Annotated in this window: 14 protein-coding genes and 1 tRNA gene; 10 read left to right on the top strand and 5 right to left on the bottom strand. The window is 73.4% G+C overall.

Going from position 1 to position 17,639, the window contains the following annotated elements; genetic code table 11:
- The first annotated feature begins 46 nt into the window (after positions 1-46).
- The gene (locus GA0070560_RS00245) at positions 47-793 is read left to right on the top strand and encodes an isocitrate lyase/PEP mutase family protein (protein WP_091289803.1); all 747 of its coding nucleotides are present in this window, start codon (positions 47-49) and stop codon (positions 791-793) included.
- Between the two features lie 48 nt (positions 794-841).
- Entirely contained in the window at positions 842-1,801 is a 960-nt protein-coding gene (gene ligD / locus GA0070560_RS00240; protein ID WP_091289801.1) for a non-homologous end-joining DNA ligase, read from the top strand.
- Positions 1,802-2,024: 223 nt separating this feature from the next.
- Here ligD and GA0070560_RS00235 read toward each other — a convergent pair.
- The 4 genes from GA0070560_RS00235 to GA0070560_RS00220 all read right to left on the bottom strand — a co-directional run bounded on the left by GA0070560_RS00235 (position 2,025) and on the right by GA0070560_RS00220 (position 4,617).
- Positions 2,025-2,096, bottom strand: a tRNA-Arg gene (locus GA0070560_RS00235).
- 175 nt (positions 2,097-2,271) lie between these two features.
- On the bottom strand, positions 2,272-2,967 hold the full coding sequence (locus tag GA0070560_RS00230) for a winged helix-turn-helix domain-containing protein (RefSeq protein WP_091289799.1): 696 nt from the start codon (positions 2,965-2,967) through the stop codon (positions 2,272-2,274).
- A gap of 168 nt (positions 2,968-3,135) precedes the next feature.
- Positions 3,136-3,792: a DUF305 domain-containing protein gene (locus GA0070560_RS00225; protein ID WP_091289796.1), complete on the bottom strand. Its 657-nt coding sequence runs from the start codon at positions 3,790-3,792 to the stop codon at positions 3,136-3,138.
- Positions 3,793-3,801: 9 nt separating this feature from the next.
- On the bottom strand, positions 3,802-4,617 hold the full coding sequence (locus GA0070560_RS00220; RefSeq protein WP_091289794.1) for a thioredoxin-like domain-containing protein: 816 nt from the start codon (positions 4,615-4,617) through the stop codon (positions 3,802-3,804).
- Between the two features lie 100 nt (positions 4,618-4,717).
- On the opposite strand from GA0070560_RS00220, the gene argS reads away from it, so the two are divergent.
- The 6 genes from argS to GA0070560_RS00190 all read left to right on the top strand — a co-directional run bounded on the left by argS (position 4,718) and on the right by GA0070560_RS00190 (position 15,250).
- On the top strand, positions 4,718-6,382 hold the full coding sequence (argS, locus tag GA0070560_RS00215; protein WP_091289792.1) for an arginine--tRNA ligase: 1,665 nt from the start codon (positions 4,718-4,720) through the stop codon (positions 6,380-6,382).
- A gap of 60 nt (positions 6,383-6,442) precedes the next feature.
- Positions 6,443-7,855, top strand: a complete 1,413-nt coding sequence (gene lysA, locus GA0070560_RS00210) for a diaminopimelate decarboxylase (RefSeq protein ID WP_091289790.1) — start codon at positions 6,443-6,445, stop codon at positions 7,853-7,855.
- 8 nt (positions 7,856-7,863) lie between these two features.
- A complete protein-coding gene (locus GA0070560_RS00205; protein ID WP_170839248.1) occupies positions 7,864-9,177 on the top strand; it encodes a homoserine dehydrogenase in 1,314 nt (437 codons plus the stop codon).
- Positions 9,178-9,292: 115 nt separating this feature from the next.
- Positions 9,293-10,342 (top strand): threonine synthase, encoded by a 1,050-nt coding sequence (thrC, locus tag GA0070560_RS00200; protein ID WP_091289786.1) that lies wholly within the window; start codon positions 9,293-9,295, stop codon positions 10,340-10,342.
- A gap of 236 nt (positions 10,343-10,578) precedes the next feature.
- Complete coding sequence (locus GA0070560_RS00195; RefSeq protein WP_091289783.1) at positions 10,579-13,842, top strand: efflux RND transporter permease subunit; 3,264 nt, start codon at positions 10,579-10,581, stop codon at positions 13,840-13,842.
- A 163-nt stretch (positions 13,843-14,005) separates the two neighbouring features.
- Positions 14,006-15,250 (top strand): MFS transporter, encoded by a 1,245-nt coding sequence (locus GA0070560_RS00190; RefSeq protein WP_091289781.1) that lies wholly within the window; start codon positions 14,006-14,008, stop codon positions 15,248-15,250.
- A 10-nt stretch (positions 15,251-15,260) separates the two neighbouring features.
- Here GA0070560_RS00190 and GA0070560_RS00185 read toward each other — a convergent pair whose 3' ends face one another.
- A complete protein-coding gene (locus GA0070560_RS00185) occupies positions 15,261-15,749 on the bottom strand; it encodes a hypothetical protein (protein WP_091289779.1) in 489 nt (162 codons plus the stop codon).
- Positions 15,750-15,854: 105 nt separating this feature from the next.
- On the opposite strand from GA0070560_RS00185, the gene thrB reads away from it, so the two are divergent.
- On the top strand, positions 15,855-16,799 hold the full coding sequence (gene thrB / locus GA0070560_RS00180) for a homoserine kinase (RefSeq protein ID WP_091289777.1): 945 nt from the start codon (positions 15,855-15,857) through the stop codon (positions 16,797-16,799).
- A gap of 298 nt (positions 16,800-17,097) precedes the next feature.
- A partial coding sequence (locus tag GA0070560_RS29245; protein ID WP_245675297.1) for a Rho termination factor N-terminal domain-containing protein occupies positions 17,098-17,639 on the top strand: 542 nt, incomplete at its 3' end.

The raw sequence follows: 17,639 nt of genomic DNA, 5'->3' as shown, positions 1-17,639 counted from the left end.
GGATTGGAGCTTAGGGGTGGACCGGTCACCAGCTGAGAATCGGGCCATGACGCCGACCCGCACCGCCGCCCTGCGCGCCCTGCACCGCCCGGGTGATCCGCTGCTCCTGCCGAACGCCTGGGACGCCGGCTCGGCCCGCGCCGTGACCGCCGCCGGCTTCCCCGCCGTCGCCACCAGCAGCGCCGCCGTGGCCGAGTCGCTGGGCCACGCCGACGGCGAGGCCACGCCGGTGGGGGAGGTGCTCGACGCGGTGGCCCGGGTGGTGCGGGCCGTCGCGGTCCCGGTCACCGCCGACCTGGAACGGGGGTACGGGCTGCGCCCGACCGAGCTGGTCGAGCGGGTGCTCGCCACCGGGGCGGCCGGACTCAACCTGGAGGACTCCGACCCGCGTACCGGGCGGATGTGCGACGTGGACGAGCAGGCCGACCTGCTCGCGGCCGTGCGCGCGGCGGCCGGGGAGGCCCTGGTGGTCAACGCCCGGGTCGACGTCTTCCTGCACGGTGCCGGCGGACTCGACGAGGCGGTCCGCCGGGCCCGCCGGTACCGGGAGGCCGGCGCGGACTGCGTCTACCCGATCCTGCTGGCCGACCCGGCGCTGGTCGGCCGGTTCGTGGCGGCGGTCGGCGGCCCGGTGAACGTGCTGCTCCGCCCCGGTACGCCGACCGTCGCCGAGCTGGCCCGGCTCGGGGTGGCCCGGATCAGCCTCGGCTCCGGCGTGTACGCCGCCGCCCGGGCCCGGGTCGGCGCGATGCTGACCGCGCTGGCCGCCGGCGAAGACCCGTTCCCCGGTTGACCGCCGCGCCGGCTTGCGGCGGGACGGCCCGGCCGGGAGGGTGGTCGGATGGGGGACGCGGACGAGACCCGGGACGGGGTCGGGCTGACCAATCTGGACCAGCCGCTGCTCGCCGGCGGTGACGTCACCAAGCGCGACCTGGTCGACTACCTGGACGCGGTCCGGGAGCGGATCCTGCCCGGGCTGGCCGACCGGCCGCTGTCGGTGATCCGGCTGCTGCGCGGTCAGGACCCGTTCATGCAGAAGAACCTGCCGAAGTACACGCCGGAGTGGGTGCGCCGCACCTCGGTGTGGGCGGAGGCGTCGCACCGGCAGGTGTGGTACGCGCTCTGCGACGACCGGCGCACCCTGCTCTGGTTCGCCAACCAGCGGGCGATCGAGTACCACCCGACGCTGTCCACGATGGCGCGGCCGGAGCACCCCACCCACCTGGTGCTCGATCTCGACCCGCCGGAGGGGGACGCGTTCGGCCCGGTCGTCCGGACGGCCGCGTTGGTCCGGCAGGCGCTGGCCGACGTGGGCCTGGCCGGGGCGGTGAAGACCAGCGGCGCGAAGGGGCTGCACGTCTTCGTACCCGTGGTCGGAGAGACCACCGCCGAGGAGGCGGCCGCCGCGACCCGGGCGCTCGCCGTGCACACCGAACGGCTCGACCCGGCGCTGGCCACCACCGCTTTCATCCGCGAGGACCGGGGCGGCCGGGTCTTCGTCGACCCGACCCGGGCCGGCGGGGCGACCGTGGTCGCCGCGTACAGCCCCCGGGTGCGGCCCGGCCTGCCGGTCTCCTTCCCGGTGACCTGGGACGACCTCGACGCGGTCACCCCCGCCGACTTCACCGTGCGGACCGTTCCCGCTCTGGTGGCCGACCGCGATCCGTGGGCGGCGGCGATGCCGGCGCCGCAGCGACTCCCGGCCGACCTGGTCACCGAGGGCCGGGCCATCCCGGTGGCCCGGGTGCAGGCCATGCACGAGGGGAAGCGCCGGGCCCGGGCCCGGCGCGAGGCCGGCTGATCCGGCGCGTGACGGTGGCGCCCGCCGCGCCTCGTCGGCTCGCGCCGCGCCGGGCTCGCACTCTTCGGCCCGCCGGGAGCGCCGTTCGCCGCGACCGCGGTGGATCGCGGGACGGTTCAGCCGGTCGGGGAACGGGCCGCGCCCTCTTCGGGCTTCTCCGCATTCCCGAACCCGTCGGGAATGCGGAGAAGCCCGGGCCGATGGCCCGGGCTTCTCGTGTCTGTGCCCCCGGCAGGATTCGAACCTGCGCCCCCGCCTCCGGAGGGCGGTGCTCTATCCCCTGAGCTACGGGGGCTCAGCGACCCGGAAAGAGTAGCAAACCCCTTCCCCGATCACCCAATCGGTATCTCCCGACGCCCACCCGTGTCACCCGCCCCCGCGACGACCTGCGGTGATCATGACGGTGGCGGCGGGGTGGATCGCCACCAGTGCGGCCAACGTCATGATCACCGGGGCCGATGGGGTGGGTATCAGGCGGCGAGGAGGGTGCGGCCGCAGCTGGGGAGCGGGTGCAGGACGATGCGTCGGGGCAGCCGGCGGGGCCACTCGTTCTTGGGCCACGAGCCGTCGACGATCAGGTGCACGGTGCGCTCGTCGGCGCCGCTGAGCCGCAGCACGAACTCGCGGGGGAGCGGCGGGTCCACGCTCGGCGTGGTCACCATGAACCGCACCCGGCCCCGCGAGGAGACCGCGGAGATCACGTCGGCGGCCGGCATGGTGCCACGCAGGCGTACCCGGCCGATCCAGTAGACCTCCGCGGAATGTTCCTGGGCGGCCCGGGTGATCGCCGGGTAGTCGCTGCGTACCCAGCGCTCGACCGCGCCCACACAGAGCCCGCAGGCCCGCTCCCGTGGTTCCCGCGGACCCAGTCCCCAGGCCCGCAGGTACGCCCCGACCGTGCCGGCGTCCATCGCCAGGTCGAACTGGCGTTGGATCAGCGTGGTGAGGCTCTGTCGCGTCCAGAGCTCCTCGTCCAGCCCGAACGCGTCGGGGTGGACGCCCCGCAGGACGTCGATCAGTTCGAGTTCCTGTTCGCGGCTGAGCGTTCCGGGCTCGCCCTGCCGGTGTCCGCGACGGACGGCTGCCACCGCTCCGTCACCGCCGATGGTGTGGCGTCGGCACCAGCTGGTGACCGAACGCCGCGCGTCTCTCAGTGCAACCCCCACGTCCTGCGCAACGAGCCCGAATCGCTACTGGTCACGATATGTGGGTAGAAAAGTCTCCAACCAGCGCAATGGGTCAGATAGTGCTAAACGGACTTCGGTCGCACCGAACGCGGCGAGGCCCGCGTCCGCCGGAGCGGTACGCGGGCCTCGTGGTGCAGCAGGGCTCGGTCAGCCGCCCAGGCGCTTGAGGGCGTTCTGGAGGTTGACCAGGTCGGTCTGCTGGGTGTTCTTCATCGTCTGGGCGACCTTGAGCACGTCGTCCTCGCCGCCGGCGTCGAGGATGCCCTGGATCATGTGGATCCCACCCAGATGATGCTTGATCATCATCTGCAGGAAGAGCCGGTCCAGCTCCGTGCCCTGGGCGGCGCGCAGCTTCGCCATCTCGTCCGGGGTGGCCATGCCCGGCATCAGCCCGTTCTGCACGCCGGCCTTGCCGTCCGGCATCCAGGCCATCGCCGGCTCGGAGCCGGTCGGGTCCAGCCCCCAGGAGCGCAGCCAGGTCTGCATGGTGCCGATCTCACCCTGCTGGCCGGTGGCGATGTCGACGCCGACCTGGCGTACCTCGGAGTCGGTGCCCTGCTGGAAGGCGATCAGCCCCATTTCCACGGCCTGGGCGTGGTGGCTGGTCATGTCCCGGGCGAAGCCCGCCTCCGCCGAGGTGTCACCCGGGCGGGTGAACGTCGGCGTGAGCAGGCCGCCCGCGTACCCGAGCAGGAGGCCGACCACGACGGCGGCCGCGAGCGCCAGGGTGCCGAAGCGGCGGGTCGGCCGCCGGTCACCGGGATCGGGGACCGGGGTCTCCTCCGTCGTCGTGGGTGCAGTCATCGTCATCCCTTACTGGGGCTGGCCGGGCATCTGGTTGCCGAGGTCGTCGCGCGGCGTGGTGCCGGTGGCGGTGATGCCACGGCTGCAGAGGGCGTTCGGGCCCTCGACGGAGGCGTTCACCCGCAGCGTCTTGATGAACTCGTCGATCCGGCCGTCGTCGGCGTTGTCGACCTTGAGCTGGTAACCCCAGGCCTGCAGCGAGATCGGCTTGTCCAGCCCCTCGAACGGGCTGAGCATCAGCTTCTCCTTGCCCTGGACCTTCTCGCGCAGCTTCGCCACCTGGTCGGCGGGCAGGTCGGGGCGGTAGGTGATCCAGACCGCGCCGTGCTCCAGGCTGTGCACCGCGTGCTCGCTGGCGATCGGGGCGTCATAGACGTCACCCATGCAGTTCTGCCAGGCCGCGTTGTGGGCGCCGGCCACCGGCGGGTTGATGTCGTACTTCACCGGGCCCTGCTGGTGCTGGCCGCCCTGGACCATTTTGGCGTCCTTCGCCCGGAAGTCGACGACGCCGGCGATGCCGGCGGCCCGCTTCTCCCACGGCTTGGAACCCTGGAAGGTCGCCCAGGCGGCCACACCGACGATCGCCACGGCGAGCACGCCGACGGCGACGAAGAGCGCGATCGGGCCCCAGGAGCGGCCCTGGCTCACCTTCACCGGGGTGATCGGCTTGCGGGGGCCCTTGCCGCCCGCCGTCTGGCGGGGAGTGCCCGTCGACTTGCCGGCCCCCGGCTTGGCGCCGGACGCGGGCCGGCCTGCCGCCGGCTTCTTGCCGGTGCTGACCACGGTCGGGCGGCGCTCCGGGCCGCCCGGGGTGCTGATGCTCATCGTGCCTCGTCAGGTCGGTCGGTCAGGGGATCTGGCGGGCCGGGTTCACATGCTGGGTCGCCGCCGCGGGGACCGAGTCTACCCCCGCTAGCATGGTTCGGTGACTCCCGCAGAACTCGCCGAGGTCGTCCTCTCCGCAGCCCACGCCGTCTTCACCGAGCGAGGGCTGGACCCCGCCGCGCTCCCGGCGAAGACCGCGGTCGAGCGACCGCGCAATCCCGAGCACGGGGACTACGCCTCGACGCTGGCGCTTCAGCTCAGCAAGAAGGTGGGGGTGCCGCCACGCGAGCTGGCCAGCGCGCTGGCCGAGCAGCTCGGCCGGGCCGCCGGGGTCAAGTCGGTGGAGATCGCCGGCCCCGGCTTCCTGAACATCCGGCTCGACGCGGCCGCCGCCGGCCAGCTCGCCCGGGTGATCGTCGAGGCCGGCGAGGAGTACGGCCGCAGCGACCGGCTCGCCGGCCTGAAGATCAACCTGGAGTTCGTCTCGGCCAACCCGACCGGCCCGGTGCACATCGGCGGGGTCCGCTGGGCCGCCGTCGGCGACGCGCTCAGCCGGCTGCTGCGGGCCACCGGCGCGCAGGTCGGCACGGAGTACTACTTCAACGACGCCGGCTCCCAGATCGACCGGTTCGCCCGGTCGCTGCTGGCCGCCGCCAAGGGCGAGCCCGCCCCCGAGGACGGGTACGGCGGGGCGTACATCGCGGAGATCGCCGAGGCGGTCCGGCGGACCCGCCCCGACGTGCTGGAGCTGGCCGACGCCGCGGCCCAGGAGGTCTTCCGGGTCGAGGGCGTCGCGCTGATGTTCGCCGAGATCAAGGCCTCGCTGGCCGGCTTCGGGGTCGAGTTCGACACGTACTTCAACGAGAAGGACCTGCACGACCGGGGTGAGCTGGACCTCGCCCTCAACCGGCTGCGGGAGCAGGGCCACGTCTTCGAGTCCGAGGGCGCGACCTGGCTGCGCACCACCGACTTCGGCGACGACAAGGACCGGGTGCTGCGCAAGTCCAACGGCGAGTGGACCTACTTCGCCGCCGACTGCGCCTACTACCTCGACAAGCGCGAGCGCGGCTTCGAGCGGGTCGTGATCATGCTGGGCGCCGACCACCACGGCTACATCGGCCGGATGAAGGCGATGGCCGCCTGCTTCGGCGACGACCCGGAGCGCAACCTGGAGATCCTCATCGGCCAGCTGGTCAACTTGGTCCGCGACGGTGCCCCGGTGCGGATGAGCAAGCGGGCCGGCACCGTGGTCACCCTGGAGGACCTGGTCGACGCGATCGGCGTGGACGCCTCCCGGTACGCGCTGGCCCGCTACTCCAGCGACTCCCCGATCGACATCGACGTCGAGCTGTGGACCAGGGCGACCCGCGACAACCCGGTCTACTACGTGCAGTACGTGGCGGCCCGTACCGCCAGCGTCGGCCGCAACGCCGCCGAGATCGGGCTGAACCGGGGCGACGGCGCGCACTTCCGGGCCGAGCTGCTCGGGCACGAGAAGGAGAACGAGCTGCTCAAGGCGCTCGCCGAGTTCCCCGACGTGGTGGCCACGGCGGCCGAGCTGCGGGGCCCGCACCGGGTGGCCCGCTACCTGGAGGACCTGGCCGGGGCGTACCACCGGTTCTACGACAACTGCCGGATCCTGCCGCGCGGCGAGGAGGAGGTCACCGATCTGCACCGTGCCCGGCTCTGGCTCAACGACGCGACCCGGGTGGTCATCGCCAACGGCCTGCGGCTGCTCGGCGTCTCCGCCCCGGAGAGGATGTGACCTCGTGCGAGCCCGAGGAGTGAGCTTGCGAGCCCCGCAGTCGCGAAGCGGAGACAGCTGATGCGCGCGCACGAGGCAGGCGCCCTGCACGGCGACATCGGCCACCGGGGGCCGGCGTGGCTGCGTCCCCCGGCCGACGTCAACGCCCTGGTGCCGCAGCTGTGGCCGCGCAACGTCGCGCGTGCCGCGGACGGCGCGCTCACCGTCGCCGGCCTCGGTGTCCGCGACATCGCCGCCGAGTTCGGCACCCCGGTGTACGTGCTCGACGAGGACGACCTGCGCTCGCGCTGCCGCGACTTCCGCGACGCCTTCAGCGACGTGGACGTCTACTACGCCGGCAAGGCGTTCCTCTGCCGCGCGGTGGTCCGGATGATCGCCGAGGAGGGCCTGCACCTCGACGTCTGCACCGGCGGTGAGCTGGCCACCGCGCTCTCTGCCGGGATGCCGCCCGAGCGGATCGGCTTCCACGGCAACAACAAGTCCGTGGCGGAGCTGACCCGGGCGCTGGACGCCGGGGTGGGGCGGATCATCCTCGACTCGTTCACCGAGATCGACCGGCTCACCGCGCTCGCCCGCGAGCGCGGGGTACGCCCCGGCGTGCTGATCCGGGTCACCGTCGGCGTCGAGGCGCACACCCACGAGTTCATCGCCACCGCCCACGAGGACCAGAAGTTCGGTTTCTCCCTCGCGGGCGGGGCCGCCGCGGCGGCGGCTTTCAAGATCCTCGACGAGGGCGTGCTCGACCTGCGCGGCCTGCACTCGCACATCGGCTCGCAGATCTTCGACGCCAGTGGTTTCGAGGTCTCCGCCCGCCGGGTGCTCGCCCTGCAGGCGCAGATCCGCGACGCGCGCGGGGTGGAGCTGCCCGAGCTGGACCTCGGCGGCGGATTCGGCATCGCGTACACCACGCAGGACGACCCGGCCAGCCCGCAGGACCTGGCCAAGCGGCTGCGCAAGATCGTCGACTCGGAGTGTGCCAGCGAGCGGCTGGCCGTGCCGCACCTGTCGATCGAGCCGGGCCGGGCCATCGTCGGCCCCGCGGTCTTCACCCTGTACGAGGTGGGCACCGTCAAGTCCGTGCCGATCGGCGCTGGCGGTGATGCGGCCGACGGCCGTCGTGCCTATGTCAGCGTGGACGGGGGGATGAGCGACAACATCCGCACCGCCCTCTACGACGCCTCGTACTCGGCGACGGTGGCCAACCGGGCCTCGGCGGCCCAGCCGCGGCTCGCCCGCGTGGTGGGAAAGCACTGTGAGTCCGGGGACATCGTGGTGAAGGATGAATTCCTGCCCGCCGACGTGCAGCCCGGAGATCTTGTGGCGGTGCCCGGCACGGGCGCCTACTGCCGCAGCATGGCCAGCAACTACAACCATGTGCCCCGGCCCCCGGTGGTCGCGGTGCGCGAGGGCGCGGCCCGGCTGATCGTCCGGCGGGAAACCGAAGAGGACCTGCTCGCTTTGGATGTGGGATGACGTCACCTGTGCGTTTGGCGCTGCTCGGCTGCGGGACCGTGGGCAGCGAGGTGGTCCGGCTGCTGCACGAGCAGTCGGCCGACCTCGCGGCCCGGATCGGCGCTCCGCTGGAGATCGCCGGCATCGCCGTACGCCGGGTCGGGCGCGACCGCGGCGACCTGCCGGTGGACCCGGCGCTCTTCACCACCGACCCGCTCGGGCTGATCAAGCGCGAGGACGTGGACGTCGTGGTCGAGGTGGTCGGTGGCATCGAGCCGGCCCGGAGCTGGCTGGTCGAGGCGCTGCGGGCCGGCAAGAGCGTGGTCACCGCCAACAAGGCGCTGCTCGCCGAGGACGGCGCGTCCCTGCACGACGCGGCCGCCGAGGGCGGCGCCGACCTCTACTACGAGGCCAGCGTGGCCGGGGCGATCCCGCTGCTGCGTCCGCTGCGCGAGTCGCTGCACGGAGACCGGATCAACCGGGTCACCGGCATCGTCAACGGCACCACCAACTTCATCCTCTCCGCCATGGACGCCACCGGCGCCGGCTTCGCCGAGGCGCTGGAGGAGGCCACCGAGCTGGGGTACGCCGAGGCCGACCCGACGGCCGACGTCGAGGGCTTCGACGCCGCCGCCAAGGCCGCCATCCTCGCCTCGCTCGCCTTCCACACCCGGGTCACCGCCGCCGACGTGCACCGCGAGGGCATCACCGAGGTGACCGCCGCGGATGTGGCCAGCGCCAAGGCGATGGGCTGCACCATCAAGCTGCTCTGCATCGCCGCCCGGGGCGCCGACGCCGAGGGCCGGGAGACCGTCGGCGTCCGGGTGCACCCGGCGATGATCCCGCTCACCCACCCCCTGGCCAGCGTCTCCGACGCGTTCAACGCGGTCTTCGTCGAGGCCGAGGCGGCCGGGCAGCTCATGTTCTACGGTCGGGGCGCCGGTGGCGCGCCGACCGCCAGCGCGGTGCTCGGCGACGTGGTGGCGGTGGCCCGTAACCGGCTCGCCGGGGCGCGCGCGGCCAGCGAGTCCGCGTACGCCGACCTGGCGGTGCGGCCGATGGGGGAGGCGCTGACCCGCTACCACATCAGCCTCGACGTGGCCGACCGTCCCGGTGTGCTGGAGGCGGTGGCCGGGGTCTTCGCCCGGCACGAGGTCTCCATCGCCACCGTCCGGCAGGGGCCGGCGGGCGGCGGCCCGGCCGGTCGGGGCTCCGACGCCGAGCTGGTCATCGTCACCCACGTCGCCCCGGACGCCGCGCTCGCCGCCACCGTGCGGGAGCTGCGCGGGCTGGAGATCGTCCGGTCGGTGGCCAGCGTGCTGCGGGTCGAGGGCGGCGCGTAGCACGGCGTCTCGCCTGGTGGTTACGGGCGGGTGTGCCGTCGGCCGGTCCGGGCGGCTGGTCCACTCTGGGAAGGGGCCCGGCGTGACCCGGGGCGACGAAGGCGAGGAGAGCGACATGTGGCGGGGTCTGATCGAGACGTACCGGGACCGGCTGCCGGTCACCGACGCGACTCCCGTCGTCACCCTGCACGAGGGGAACACCCCGCTGCTGCCCGCGCCGGTGCTCTCGGCCCGGCTCGGCGCCGACGTCTGGCTGAAGGTCGAGGGAGCCAACCCGACCGGCTCGTTCAAGGACCGGGGCATGACGGTCGCGGTCTCCAAGGCGGTCGAGGCGGGTGACAAGGCGATCATCTGCGCGTCCACCGGCAACACCAGCGCCTCCGCCGCGGCGTACGCGGCCCGCGCCGGGATCACCTGCGCGGTGCTGGTGCCGCAGGGCAAGATCGCGCTGGGCAAGCTGGCCCAGGCGCTGGTGCACGGCGCGAAACTGCTCCAGGTGCAGGGCAACTTCGACGACTGCCTCGCGCTCGCCTCGAAGCTCGCCCAGGACTACCCGGTGGCCCTGGTCAACTCCGTCAACCCGGACCGGCTGCACGGGCAGAAGACCGCCGCCTTCGAGATCGTCGAGGCGCTCGGCGACGCCCCGGACATCCACTGCCTGCCGGTCGGCAACGCCGGCAACGTCTCCGCCTACTGGATGGGCTACTCGGAGGATTTGGCGGCGGGCAACGCCACCCGGGCCCCGAGGATGTACGGCTTCCAGGCCGCCGGGGCGGCCCCGATCGTCACCGGCCAGGTGGTGCCGGAGCCGTCCACCATCGCCACCGCGATCCGGATCGGCAACCCGGCCAGCTGGACGAAGGCGGTCGACGCCCGGGACGCCTCGCAGGGGCTGATCGCGGCGGTCACCGACCGCGAGATCCTGTCGGCGTACCGGCTGCTCGCCCGTGAGGTGGGGGTCTTCGTCGAGCTGGGCAGCGCGGCGAGCGTCGCCGGCCTGCTCCAGCAGGGCGCGGCGGGCCGGATCCCGGCCGGCTCCACGGTCGTCTGCACGGTCACCGGTCACGGCCTCAAGGACCCGGAGTGGGCCATCTCCACGGCTCCCTCCCCGATAACCATCGCCAACGACCCCCTCGCCGCCGCCCGCTCCCTAGACCTGACCTGACCCCCCACCCCCACCCCCACCCCCGCCTGAGGGTTGATCATGAAGTTACTGCCTCGGAGCGCGCTTTCCGGGGGCAGTAACTTCATGATCGACGGCGCCTGAGGGGGGATGGGGTGGCGGGATGGGGTGGTGGGATGGGGTGGGAGGGTGGGTACGGGGGTGGGGGCGGGTGGGGGAGTGGCGGTCGGGCAGACTTTGCGTACTCGTCGTCGCCTTCCCAGGAGTGAGTCACGCCGATGTCGTTGCTCGCCAGATCCAGTCTCGCCAACCGGGGTCTCGTCGCCCTGATCGCGGTGGTCACCGCGCTGTTCGGGGCGTTCGCGGTGCCCTCGCTCAAGCAGCAGCTCCTGCCGTCCCTGGAGTTCCCGGGGGCGTTCGTCGTCGCCGTCTACCCCGGTGCCGGCCCCGAGATCGTCGAGTCCCAGGTCACCGAGCCGATCGAGAACAGCCTCCGGGGCCTGCCCGGGCTGGAGAAGGTCACCTCCACCTCGCGTGAGGGCTCGGCCACGGTCGCCGTCGAGTTCACCTTCGGCACCGACACCGACGACGCGGCCAACAAGATGCAGACCGCGCTGGGCCGGATCCAGGCACAGCTGCCCGAGGGCGTCGACCCGCAGGTGCTGACCGGCAGCACGGACGACCTGCCGGCGGTGGTGCTCGCCGCGAGCGGCGGCGGCGACGAGCAGGCGCTGGCGGAGAAGCTGCGCGCCACCGTCGTACCCGAGTTGGAGGGGATCGACGGCGTCCGCACGGTCGCCGTGACCGGGACCCGCGACCAGGTCGTGACGATCACCCCGGACCCGGCGAAGTTCGCCGCCGCCCGGCTCGCTCCCACCGCGATCGGCACGGCGCTCAAGACCAACGGCGTCTCGGTCCCCGCCGGGGCGGTCACCGACGGCACCCGGGCCCTCCCGGTGCAGGTCGGCGCCCCGGTCACCACCCTGGACGAGCTGCGCGGCATCGTGCTGACCCCGACCGCGCCGAAGGCGCCCCCGGTCCGCCTCGGCGACGTGGCGACGGTGGAACAGCAGACCGCCCCGGCCAACGCGATCACCCGGACCAACGGCAAGGAGAGCATCGGCGTCGAGGTCACCGCCACCCTGGACGGCAACGCGGTCCGCATCTCCCACGAGATCCGCGACCGGCTGGCCGACCTGCGTGCCGAGTCGGGCACCGAGCTGACCGTCGTCTTCGACCAGGCCCCTTTCGTGGAGAAGTCGATCGAGAGCCTCACCACCGAGGGCCTGCTCGGCCTGGTGATGGCCGTGGTGGTGATCCTGGTCTTCCTGCTGTCGGTGCGCTCCACGGTGGTCACCGCGGTCTCCATCCCGCTGTCGGTGGTGGTGGCGCTGATCGCGCTCTGGATCGGCGACTACTCGCTCAACCTGCTCACCCTCGGCGCGCTCACCATCGCGGTCGGCCGGGTGGTCGACGACTCGATCGTGGTGCTGGAGAACATCAAACGCCACCTGGAGTACGGCGAGCCGAAGCGGGACGCGATCGTCACCGCGGTCCGCGAGGTGGCCGGCGCGGTGACCGCGTCCACCCTCACCACGGTCGCCGTGTTCGCGCCGATCGCGCTGGTGGGTGGCTTCGTCGGGCAGCTCTTCGCGCCCTTCGCGATCACCGTGACGGTGGCCCTGCTCGCGTCGCTGCTGGTCTCGCTGACCGTGATCCCGGTGCTGGCGTACTGGTTCCTGAAGCCCCGCACCGGCGCGGACGACGCCGAGGTGCGCCGGGTCGCCGAGGCCAAGGAGCTGCGCAGCCCGTTGCAGCGGGCGTACCTGCCGGCGATCGGGTTCGCCATCCGGTCCCGGGCGACCCGCTGGATCACCGTGGCGGTGGGGCTGCTGGTGCTGCTCGGCACCTTCGGCCTCTCCCGGCAGCTGGAGACGAACTTCCTCGACGACTCCGGCCAGGACACCCTCACCATGACCCAGGAGCTGCCGGCCGGCGCCGGTCTGGCCGCCACCGACCAGGCCGCCCGCACGGTCGAGGAGGTGCTGGCCCGCACCGACGGCGTCGAGACGTACCAGGTGACGGTGGGCGGCAGCGACCGGCCGTGGGAGGGCGACAGCGGCAACAACCTCGCCCGCTGGTCGCTGGCGCTGGGCGACGGCACCGACGCCAAGGAGATGAAGGAGGTCCTCCGGAAGCAGTTCGCACCCCTCGGCGACCAGGTCGGTGAGCTGACCTTCGGGCAGGGGCAGGGCGACAAGCTGGAGGTGGTCGTCCAGGCCGCCGACCAGGAGACGCTGACCCGGGCCGCCGACGCCGCCCGCGCGGCGATGGAGGGCACGCCCGGCGTCGATGACGTGCAGTCCAGCCTGGCGACTCGGGTGCCGCGGGTCGACGTGGTGGTCGACCGGCTCGCCGCGGCCCAGGCCGGGTTGAGCGAGGCGGCGGTCGGGCAGCTCGTGGCCCAGGCGTACCGGGGCACCCCGCTCGGGCAGGTGACGCTCGACGGTGGTCAGCAGGACGTGGTCCTGCGTACGGCGGCCACCCCGCCGCTGACCGTGGAGCAGCTGCGTGCGCTGCGGGTCGGCCCGGTCACGCTGGACGCCGTCGCCGATGTCACCGAGGGCACCGGGCCGCAGCAGGTCACCCGGATCGACGGTGCGCGCAGCGTCTCGGTGACCGGCTCGGCCACCGGCTCGAACCTCGGCGCGACCACCGACGAGCTGAAGAAGCGGCTGGACGCGATCGACGTGCCGGGCGCGACCGTCACCGTCGGCGGCGCCAGCGCCGACCAGCAGGAGGCCTTCGCCGACCTGGGGCTGGCCGTGCTCGCGGCGATCGCCATCGTCTTCCTGATCATGGTGGCGACCTTCCGCAGCATCACCCAGGCGCTGATCCTGCTGATCTCCATCCCGTTCGCCGCGACCGGCGCGATCGGCCTGCTGCTGGCCACCGGCACCCCGCTCGGCGTGCCGGCGCTGATCGGTGTGCTGATGCTGGTCGGCATCGTGGTGACCAACGCGATCGTGCTGCTCGACCTGGTCAACCAGTACCGGGCGCAGGGGATGGGCGTGACCGAGGCGGTGGTCGAGGGCGGCCGGCGTCGGCTGCGGCCGATCCTGATGACCGCGATCGCCACCATCTTCGCGCTGTTGCCGATGGCCCTCGGGCTGACCGGTCAGGGCGGGTTCATCTCCCAGCCGCTCGCGGTGGTGGTGATCGGCGGTCTGCTCAGCTCCACGCTGCTGACCCTGGTCCTGGTGCCGACGCTCTACACGATGGTGGAGCGGACCAAGGAGTCGCTGCGGGAGCGCCGCGCCGGGCGCTCCGGCGGGTCGGCGCCGGGTCCGCAGGCCACCGCCGGGGTCGAGGCCCCCGCCGCGGTCCCGGTCCCGGTGGGTGCCGGCGCCGCCGACGGTGCGCCGGACGCGCCGCCCCCGGCCCGGCCGACGCCCTCGGCGGCGCTGGTGGACGGCACCGACCAGTTCGAGGTGCTGCGCCTGCCGAAGAGCCGCAAGTCGCCGCTGCCCCCGACGGAGTAGCCCCGAGCGCCGTGACGCGCCCCCGGACCGGTACGACCGGCCGGGGGCGCGTGCGTCCGGCGGCCGGACAGCGCGTCCACGGGCTGCGCGAGCGGGACCGCACCGTCGGCCGCTGCTCGAGCAGGAGGGTCGAGCGGTGACCGGCGGGGTAGGGTTTCGGCACGTGTCCTCCACCCTCTCGGTCCTGACCCGTAACCGGGACTTCCGCAACCTCTTCCTGGCCGAGCTGGTGGTCTTCGGGGCCGACTGGTTCGTCATGGTGCCGCTGCTCGTGCTGCTGCCCGAGTTGACCGGCAGCGGCGTCTGGGGCGCCCTCGTGCTGGCTCTGGACACCGGTGTCGTGGCGCTGCTGCTGCCGTACACGGGCACGATCGCGGACCGCTTCGACCGCAAGAAGATCATGATGGCGGCGAACCTGGCCGCCCTGGCCGGCGTGCTGCTCCTGCTCGGCGTCCGCGACGCCGGCACCGCCTGGCTGGCGATGGCGGGCATCGCCGTGATGGCGGTCGCCAAGGCGTTCTACTCGCCCGCCGCCCAGGCCGCCCTGCCCAATGTGCTCGATCCGGAGGAACTGGCCGCCGGCAACGCGGTCGCCGGCTCGGCATGGGGCACGATGACCGTGGTCGGCGCCTCGCTCGGCGGCGTGCTCAGCGCGGCCACCGGGCCGTACACCAGCTTCTGGGTGGCCGCGGTCGGCCTGGCGCTGGCGGCGGGCCTGGCCGCGTTGATCCGCCGGCCGTTGCAGGCATCCCGCGAGGCCGACCGGCCGATGCCGCGCACCTGGGCGGCGATCCGGGAGGCCCTCGGTCACATCGGGCACCGCCCCCGGGTGCTCGCGCTGGTCACGGTGAAGTCGGCGGTCGGCCTGGGCAACGGCGTGCTCACCGTCTTCCCGCTGCTCGCCGCCGTGTACGGGGCGGGTTCCGTCGGCACCGGCCTGCTCTTCGCCGCCCGGGGCGCGGGGGCGCTGGTCGGGCCGATCCTGATGCGTCGGGTACTCACCAACCGGGCCTGGCTGCTGCCCGGCCTGGCGGTGTCGATGTCCCTGTACGGCCTGTCCTACCTGGGCGCTTCGGTGGCCGGCTGGTTCCCACTGGTGCTGCTGCTGGTCTTCGTCGCCCACTTCGGTGGTGGCAGCAACTGGGTGCTCTCCAACTTCGCCCTCCAGGGCGAGGTGCCGGACCGGCTGCGTGGCCGGGTCTTCGCCACCGACATGATGCTGGCGACGCTGGCCATCTCGGTCAGCCAGCTCGTGGTCGCCTCGGTGGTGGACGTGGTCGACGAGCGGGTGGTGCTGGCCGGCTGCGGCCTGGTGACCCTGGTGTACGCGGTGGGCTGGCGGATCGCCACCCGCCGTCTCTCGCTCTCCGAGCCGACCGTCGAACCGCAGCCGACGGCGACGACCTGATCCGGCGGCGTCAGTCCCGGTCAGGGGCGGGCGACGGCAGGTCGGTGGCGCCCCACTGGGTGGTGGGCGGCGTGGGGCCGGCCGCGCCCGGCGTGGCGGAGGGCACCGCGGCGGACGCCGACGGGGTCCATGAGCCCCAGGGGTTGGCGGGCGCGGCGGTGGGCCTGCGACCGGCGAACACCGCGCCGACCAGCAGCCCGATACCGATCGGGTAACCCACCGAGGTCACCGCGGTCACCAGGTAGCTGATCATTCTGATTCGCTGGTAGCCGTCCTCGCGCATCCAGTCGGTGCCGACCACATGCGGAAAGGCGAGGCTCCAGAGCAGGGAGACCAGCCCGGCCCCCAGCAGCACGAGCGTGCCGTACGACAACAGCACCCGGGCCCGGCGCGGCAGCCGGTCACGGCGGGTCGCGGCCAGCACCAGGGCGGTCACGAGCACCGCGACGGTGGGCAACTCCATGAGGAGAGTCAGGATCGAGAAACCGTACCGCTGCATGCCGCCTCCGCCTGCCGATGTCGGGGGCCAGGCTAGCCGTGACGATCAAGTCCCACGGTCCGGGCGACGCTCCGCGACGGCGGCCCGGGGCCCTAGCATGAGCCGGTGCCGTTGACTTTCGCCGCCGGGCCGGTCCGGGTCCGGGTTCCCGCCACCAGCGCCAACCTCGGGCCGGGCTTCGACGCCCTCGGTCTCGCCCTCGGGCTGCACGACGACGTGGCGGCGGAGGTGACCTCCGGGGGCGTACGCGTGGTGGTGCGCGGCGAGGGCGCCGGTGAGCTGCCGGGGGACGACCGGCACCTGGTGGCCCGGTCGATGCGCCGTACCTTCGACGTGCTCGGCGGGCAACCGGCCGGGCTGGCGCTGGAGTGCGTCAACCGGATCCCGCAGGCGCGCGGGCTGGGTTCCTCCTCGGCGGCGATCGTGGCCGGGGTGCTGCTGGCCCGGGCGTTGGTGACCGACGGCGTCGAGCGGCTCGACGACGCCGGGGCGCTGCGGCTGGCGGCCGAGATCGAGGGCCATCCGGACAACGTGGCCCCCTGCCTGCTGGGCGGTTTCACGATCGCCTGGACGGAGCCGTCCGGGGCCGGCGCGGTCTCGCTGCCCGTCGCCGAGGGGATCCGGCCCACCGTCTTCGTCCCGGCCGAGCACGGTCTCACCGAGACGGCGCGGGCGGCGCTCCCGCCCACCGTCCCGCACGCCGACGCCGCGGTGAACGCCGGCCGGGCCGCCCTGCTGGTGCACGCCCTGACCGCCGCGCCGGCGCTGCTGCTGCCGGCCACTGTCGACCGGCTGCACCAGGATTATCGCGCCCCCGGCATGCCGCAGACGGCGGCCCTGGTCGCGGCCCTGCGTGCGGCGGGTGTGGCGGCCGTGGTCAGTGGGGCGGGGCCGACCGTGCTGGCCCTGACCGAACCGCCCGCCGACTTCGCGCCGGGAACAGAATGGCAGGTCTGGCGGTTGGCGATAGAGGCGAGCGGTGCGACCGTCGCGCGGGGTAGACTGGGACACGCCGAGCGGGGCCCTGTTGCCGCAGGTCGGAAGAGTTGATTACGCTCTAGACTCAGCACAGCCGCGACGCATGCGATCTCCCTGCGGGTCGGCGCACCCCCGAAGCTCTCGGCGGTCAGCCCGTCACCCCTGCCAAAGGCCCACGCCGCACCGCAGTTTCCACAGGTCGCCGCAGACGGCGAGACCTGCTCACCGAGGTTGGTGAGTCGGGAGACCGCCCGGCTGCTGTGCCACAGACTCCCGCGACGCGTCCATGCGAGGCGGGTGCACCGAGGCCGCCCGGCCACCTGAGCTTGTCGACTCCGGGCAGTCCCGGCCTATCGAGGGAAGGAATCCATTGAGCGACACCACCGACGTGACGTCGGATGTTTCCAACGTCGCTGGCGATGCCACCACTGCCGCCCCTGCCCGTCGTCGGCGCAGCGGTACCGGCCTGTCGGCGATGCTGCTGCCGGAGCTCCAGAGCCTGGCCGCGTCGCTCGGCATCTCCGGTACGGCTCGCATGCGCAAGGGCGAGCTGATCAGCGCGATCACCGAGCGGCAGCAGGGTGGCGCCGCCGCCACCGGCACCCCTCGACCGCGGGCCGGGGTCGCGGCCGCGACCGTTCCGGTCCGTGAAGAGGTCCACGCCGAGGTACGGGAGACCCCGGAGCGACCTGCTGAGCAGGCGCCGGCCGCTCCGGCTGCCGCCGAGCCCGAGGGGCGTACCCGCACCCGCCGCAGCCGAGCTGCCGCAGCCGAGACCCGTGCCGCCGAGACCCGGACCGAGGAGGCCGCCCCCGAGACGGCCGACCGGGCCGAGCGTGGCGAGCGGGCCGAGCGTGGTGACCGGGCCGAGCGTGGCGAGCGCGCCGACCGTGGTGACCGGGCCGAGCGTGG

The organism is Micromonospora halophytica (assembly GCF_900090245.1).
GTDB lineage: Bacteria > Actinomycetota > Actinomycetes > Mycobacteriales > Micromonosporaceae > Micromonospora > Micromonospora halophytica.
Note: the sequence above shows the minus strand (reverse complement) of the source record. Positions and strands in the feature narration are given on the sequence as shown.

What these genes read in the sequence shown, in the direction of transcription:
- thrC (WP_091289786.1), top strand. Translation starts at nt 9,293, where the DNA reads ATGTGGCGGGGTCTGATCGAGACGTACCGGGACCGGCTGCCGGTCACC.
- GA0070560_RS00225 (WP_091289796.1), bottom strand. Translation starts at nt 3,792, where the DNA reads ATGACTGCACCCACGACGACGGAGGAGACCCCGGTCCCCGATCCCGGT.
- GA0070560_RS00185 (WP_091289779.1), bottom strand. Translation starts at nt 15,749, where the DNA reads ATGCAGCGGTACGGTTTCTCGATCCTGACTCTCCTCATGGAGTTGCCC.
- ligD (WP_091289801.1), top strand. Translation starts at nt 842, where the DNA reads ATGGGGGACGCGGACGAGACCCGGGACGGGGTCGGGCTGACCAATCTG.
- GA0070560_RS00245 (WP_091289803.1), top strand. Translation starts at nt 47, where the DNA reads ATGACGCCGACCCGCACCGCCGCCCTGCGCGCCCTGCACCGCCCGGGT.
- lysA (WP_091289790.1), top strand. Translation starts at nt 6,443, where the DNA reads ATGCGCGCGCACGAGGCAGGCGCCCTGCACGGCGACATCGGCCACCGG.
- GA0070560_RS00220 (WP_091289794.1), bottom strand. Translation starts at nt 4,617, where the DNA reads ATGAGCATCAGCACCCCGGGCGGCCCGGAGCGCCGCCCGACCGTGGTC.
- GA0070560_RS00195 (WP_091289783.1), top strand. Translation starts at nt 10,579, where the DNA reads ATGTCGTTGCTCGCCAGATCCAGTCTCGCCAACCGGGGTCTCGTCGCC.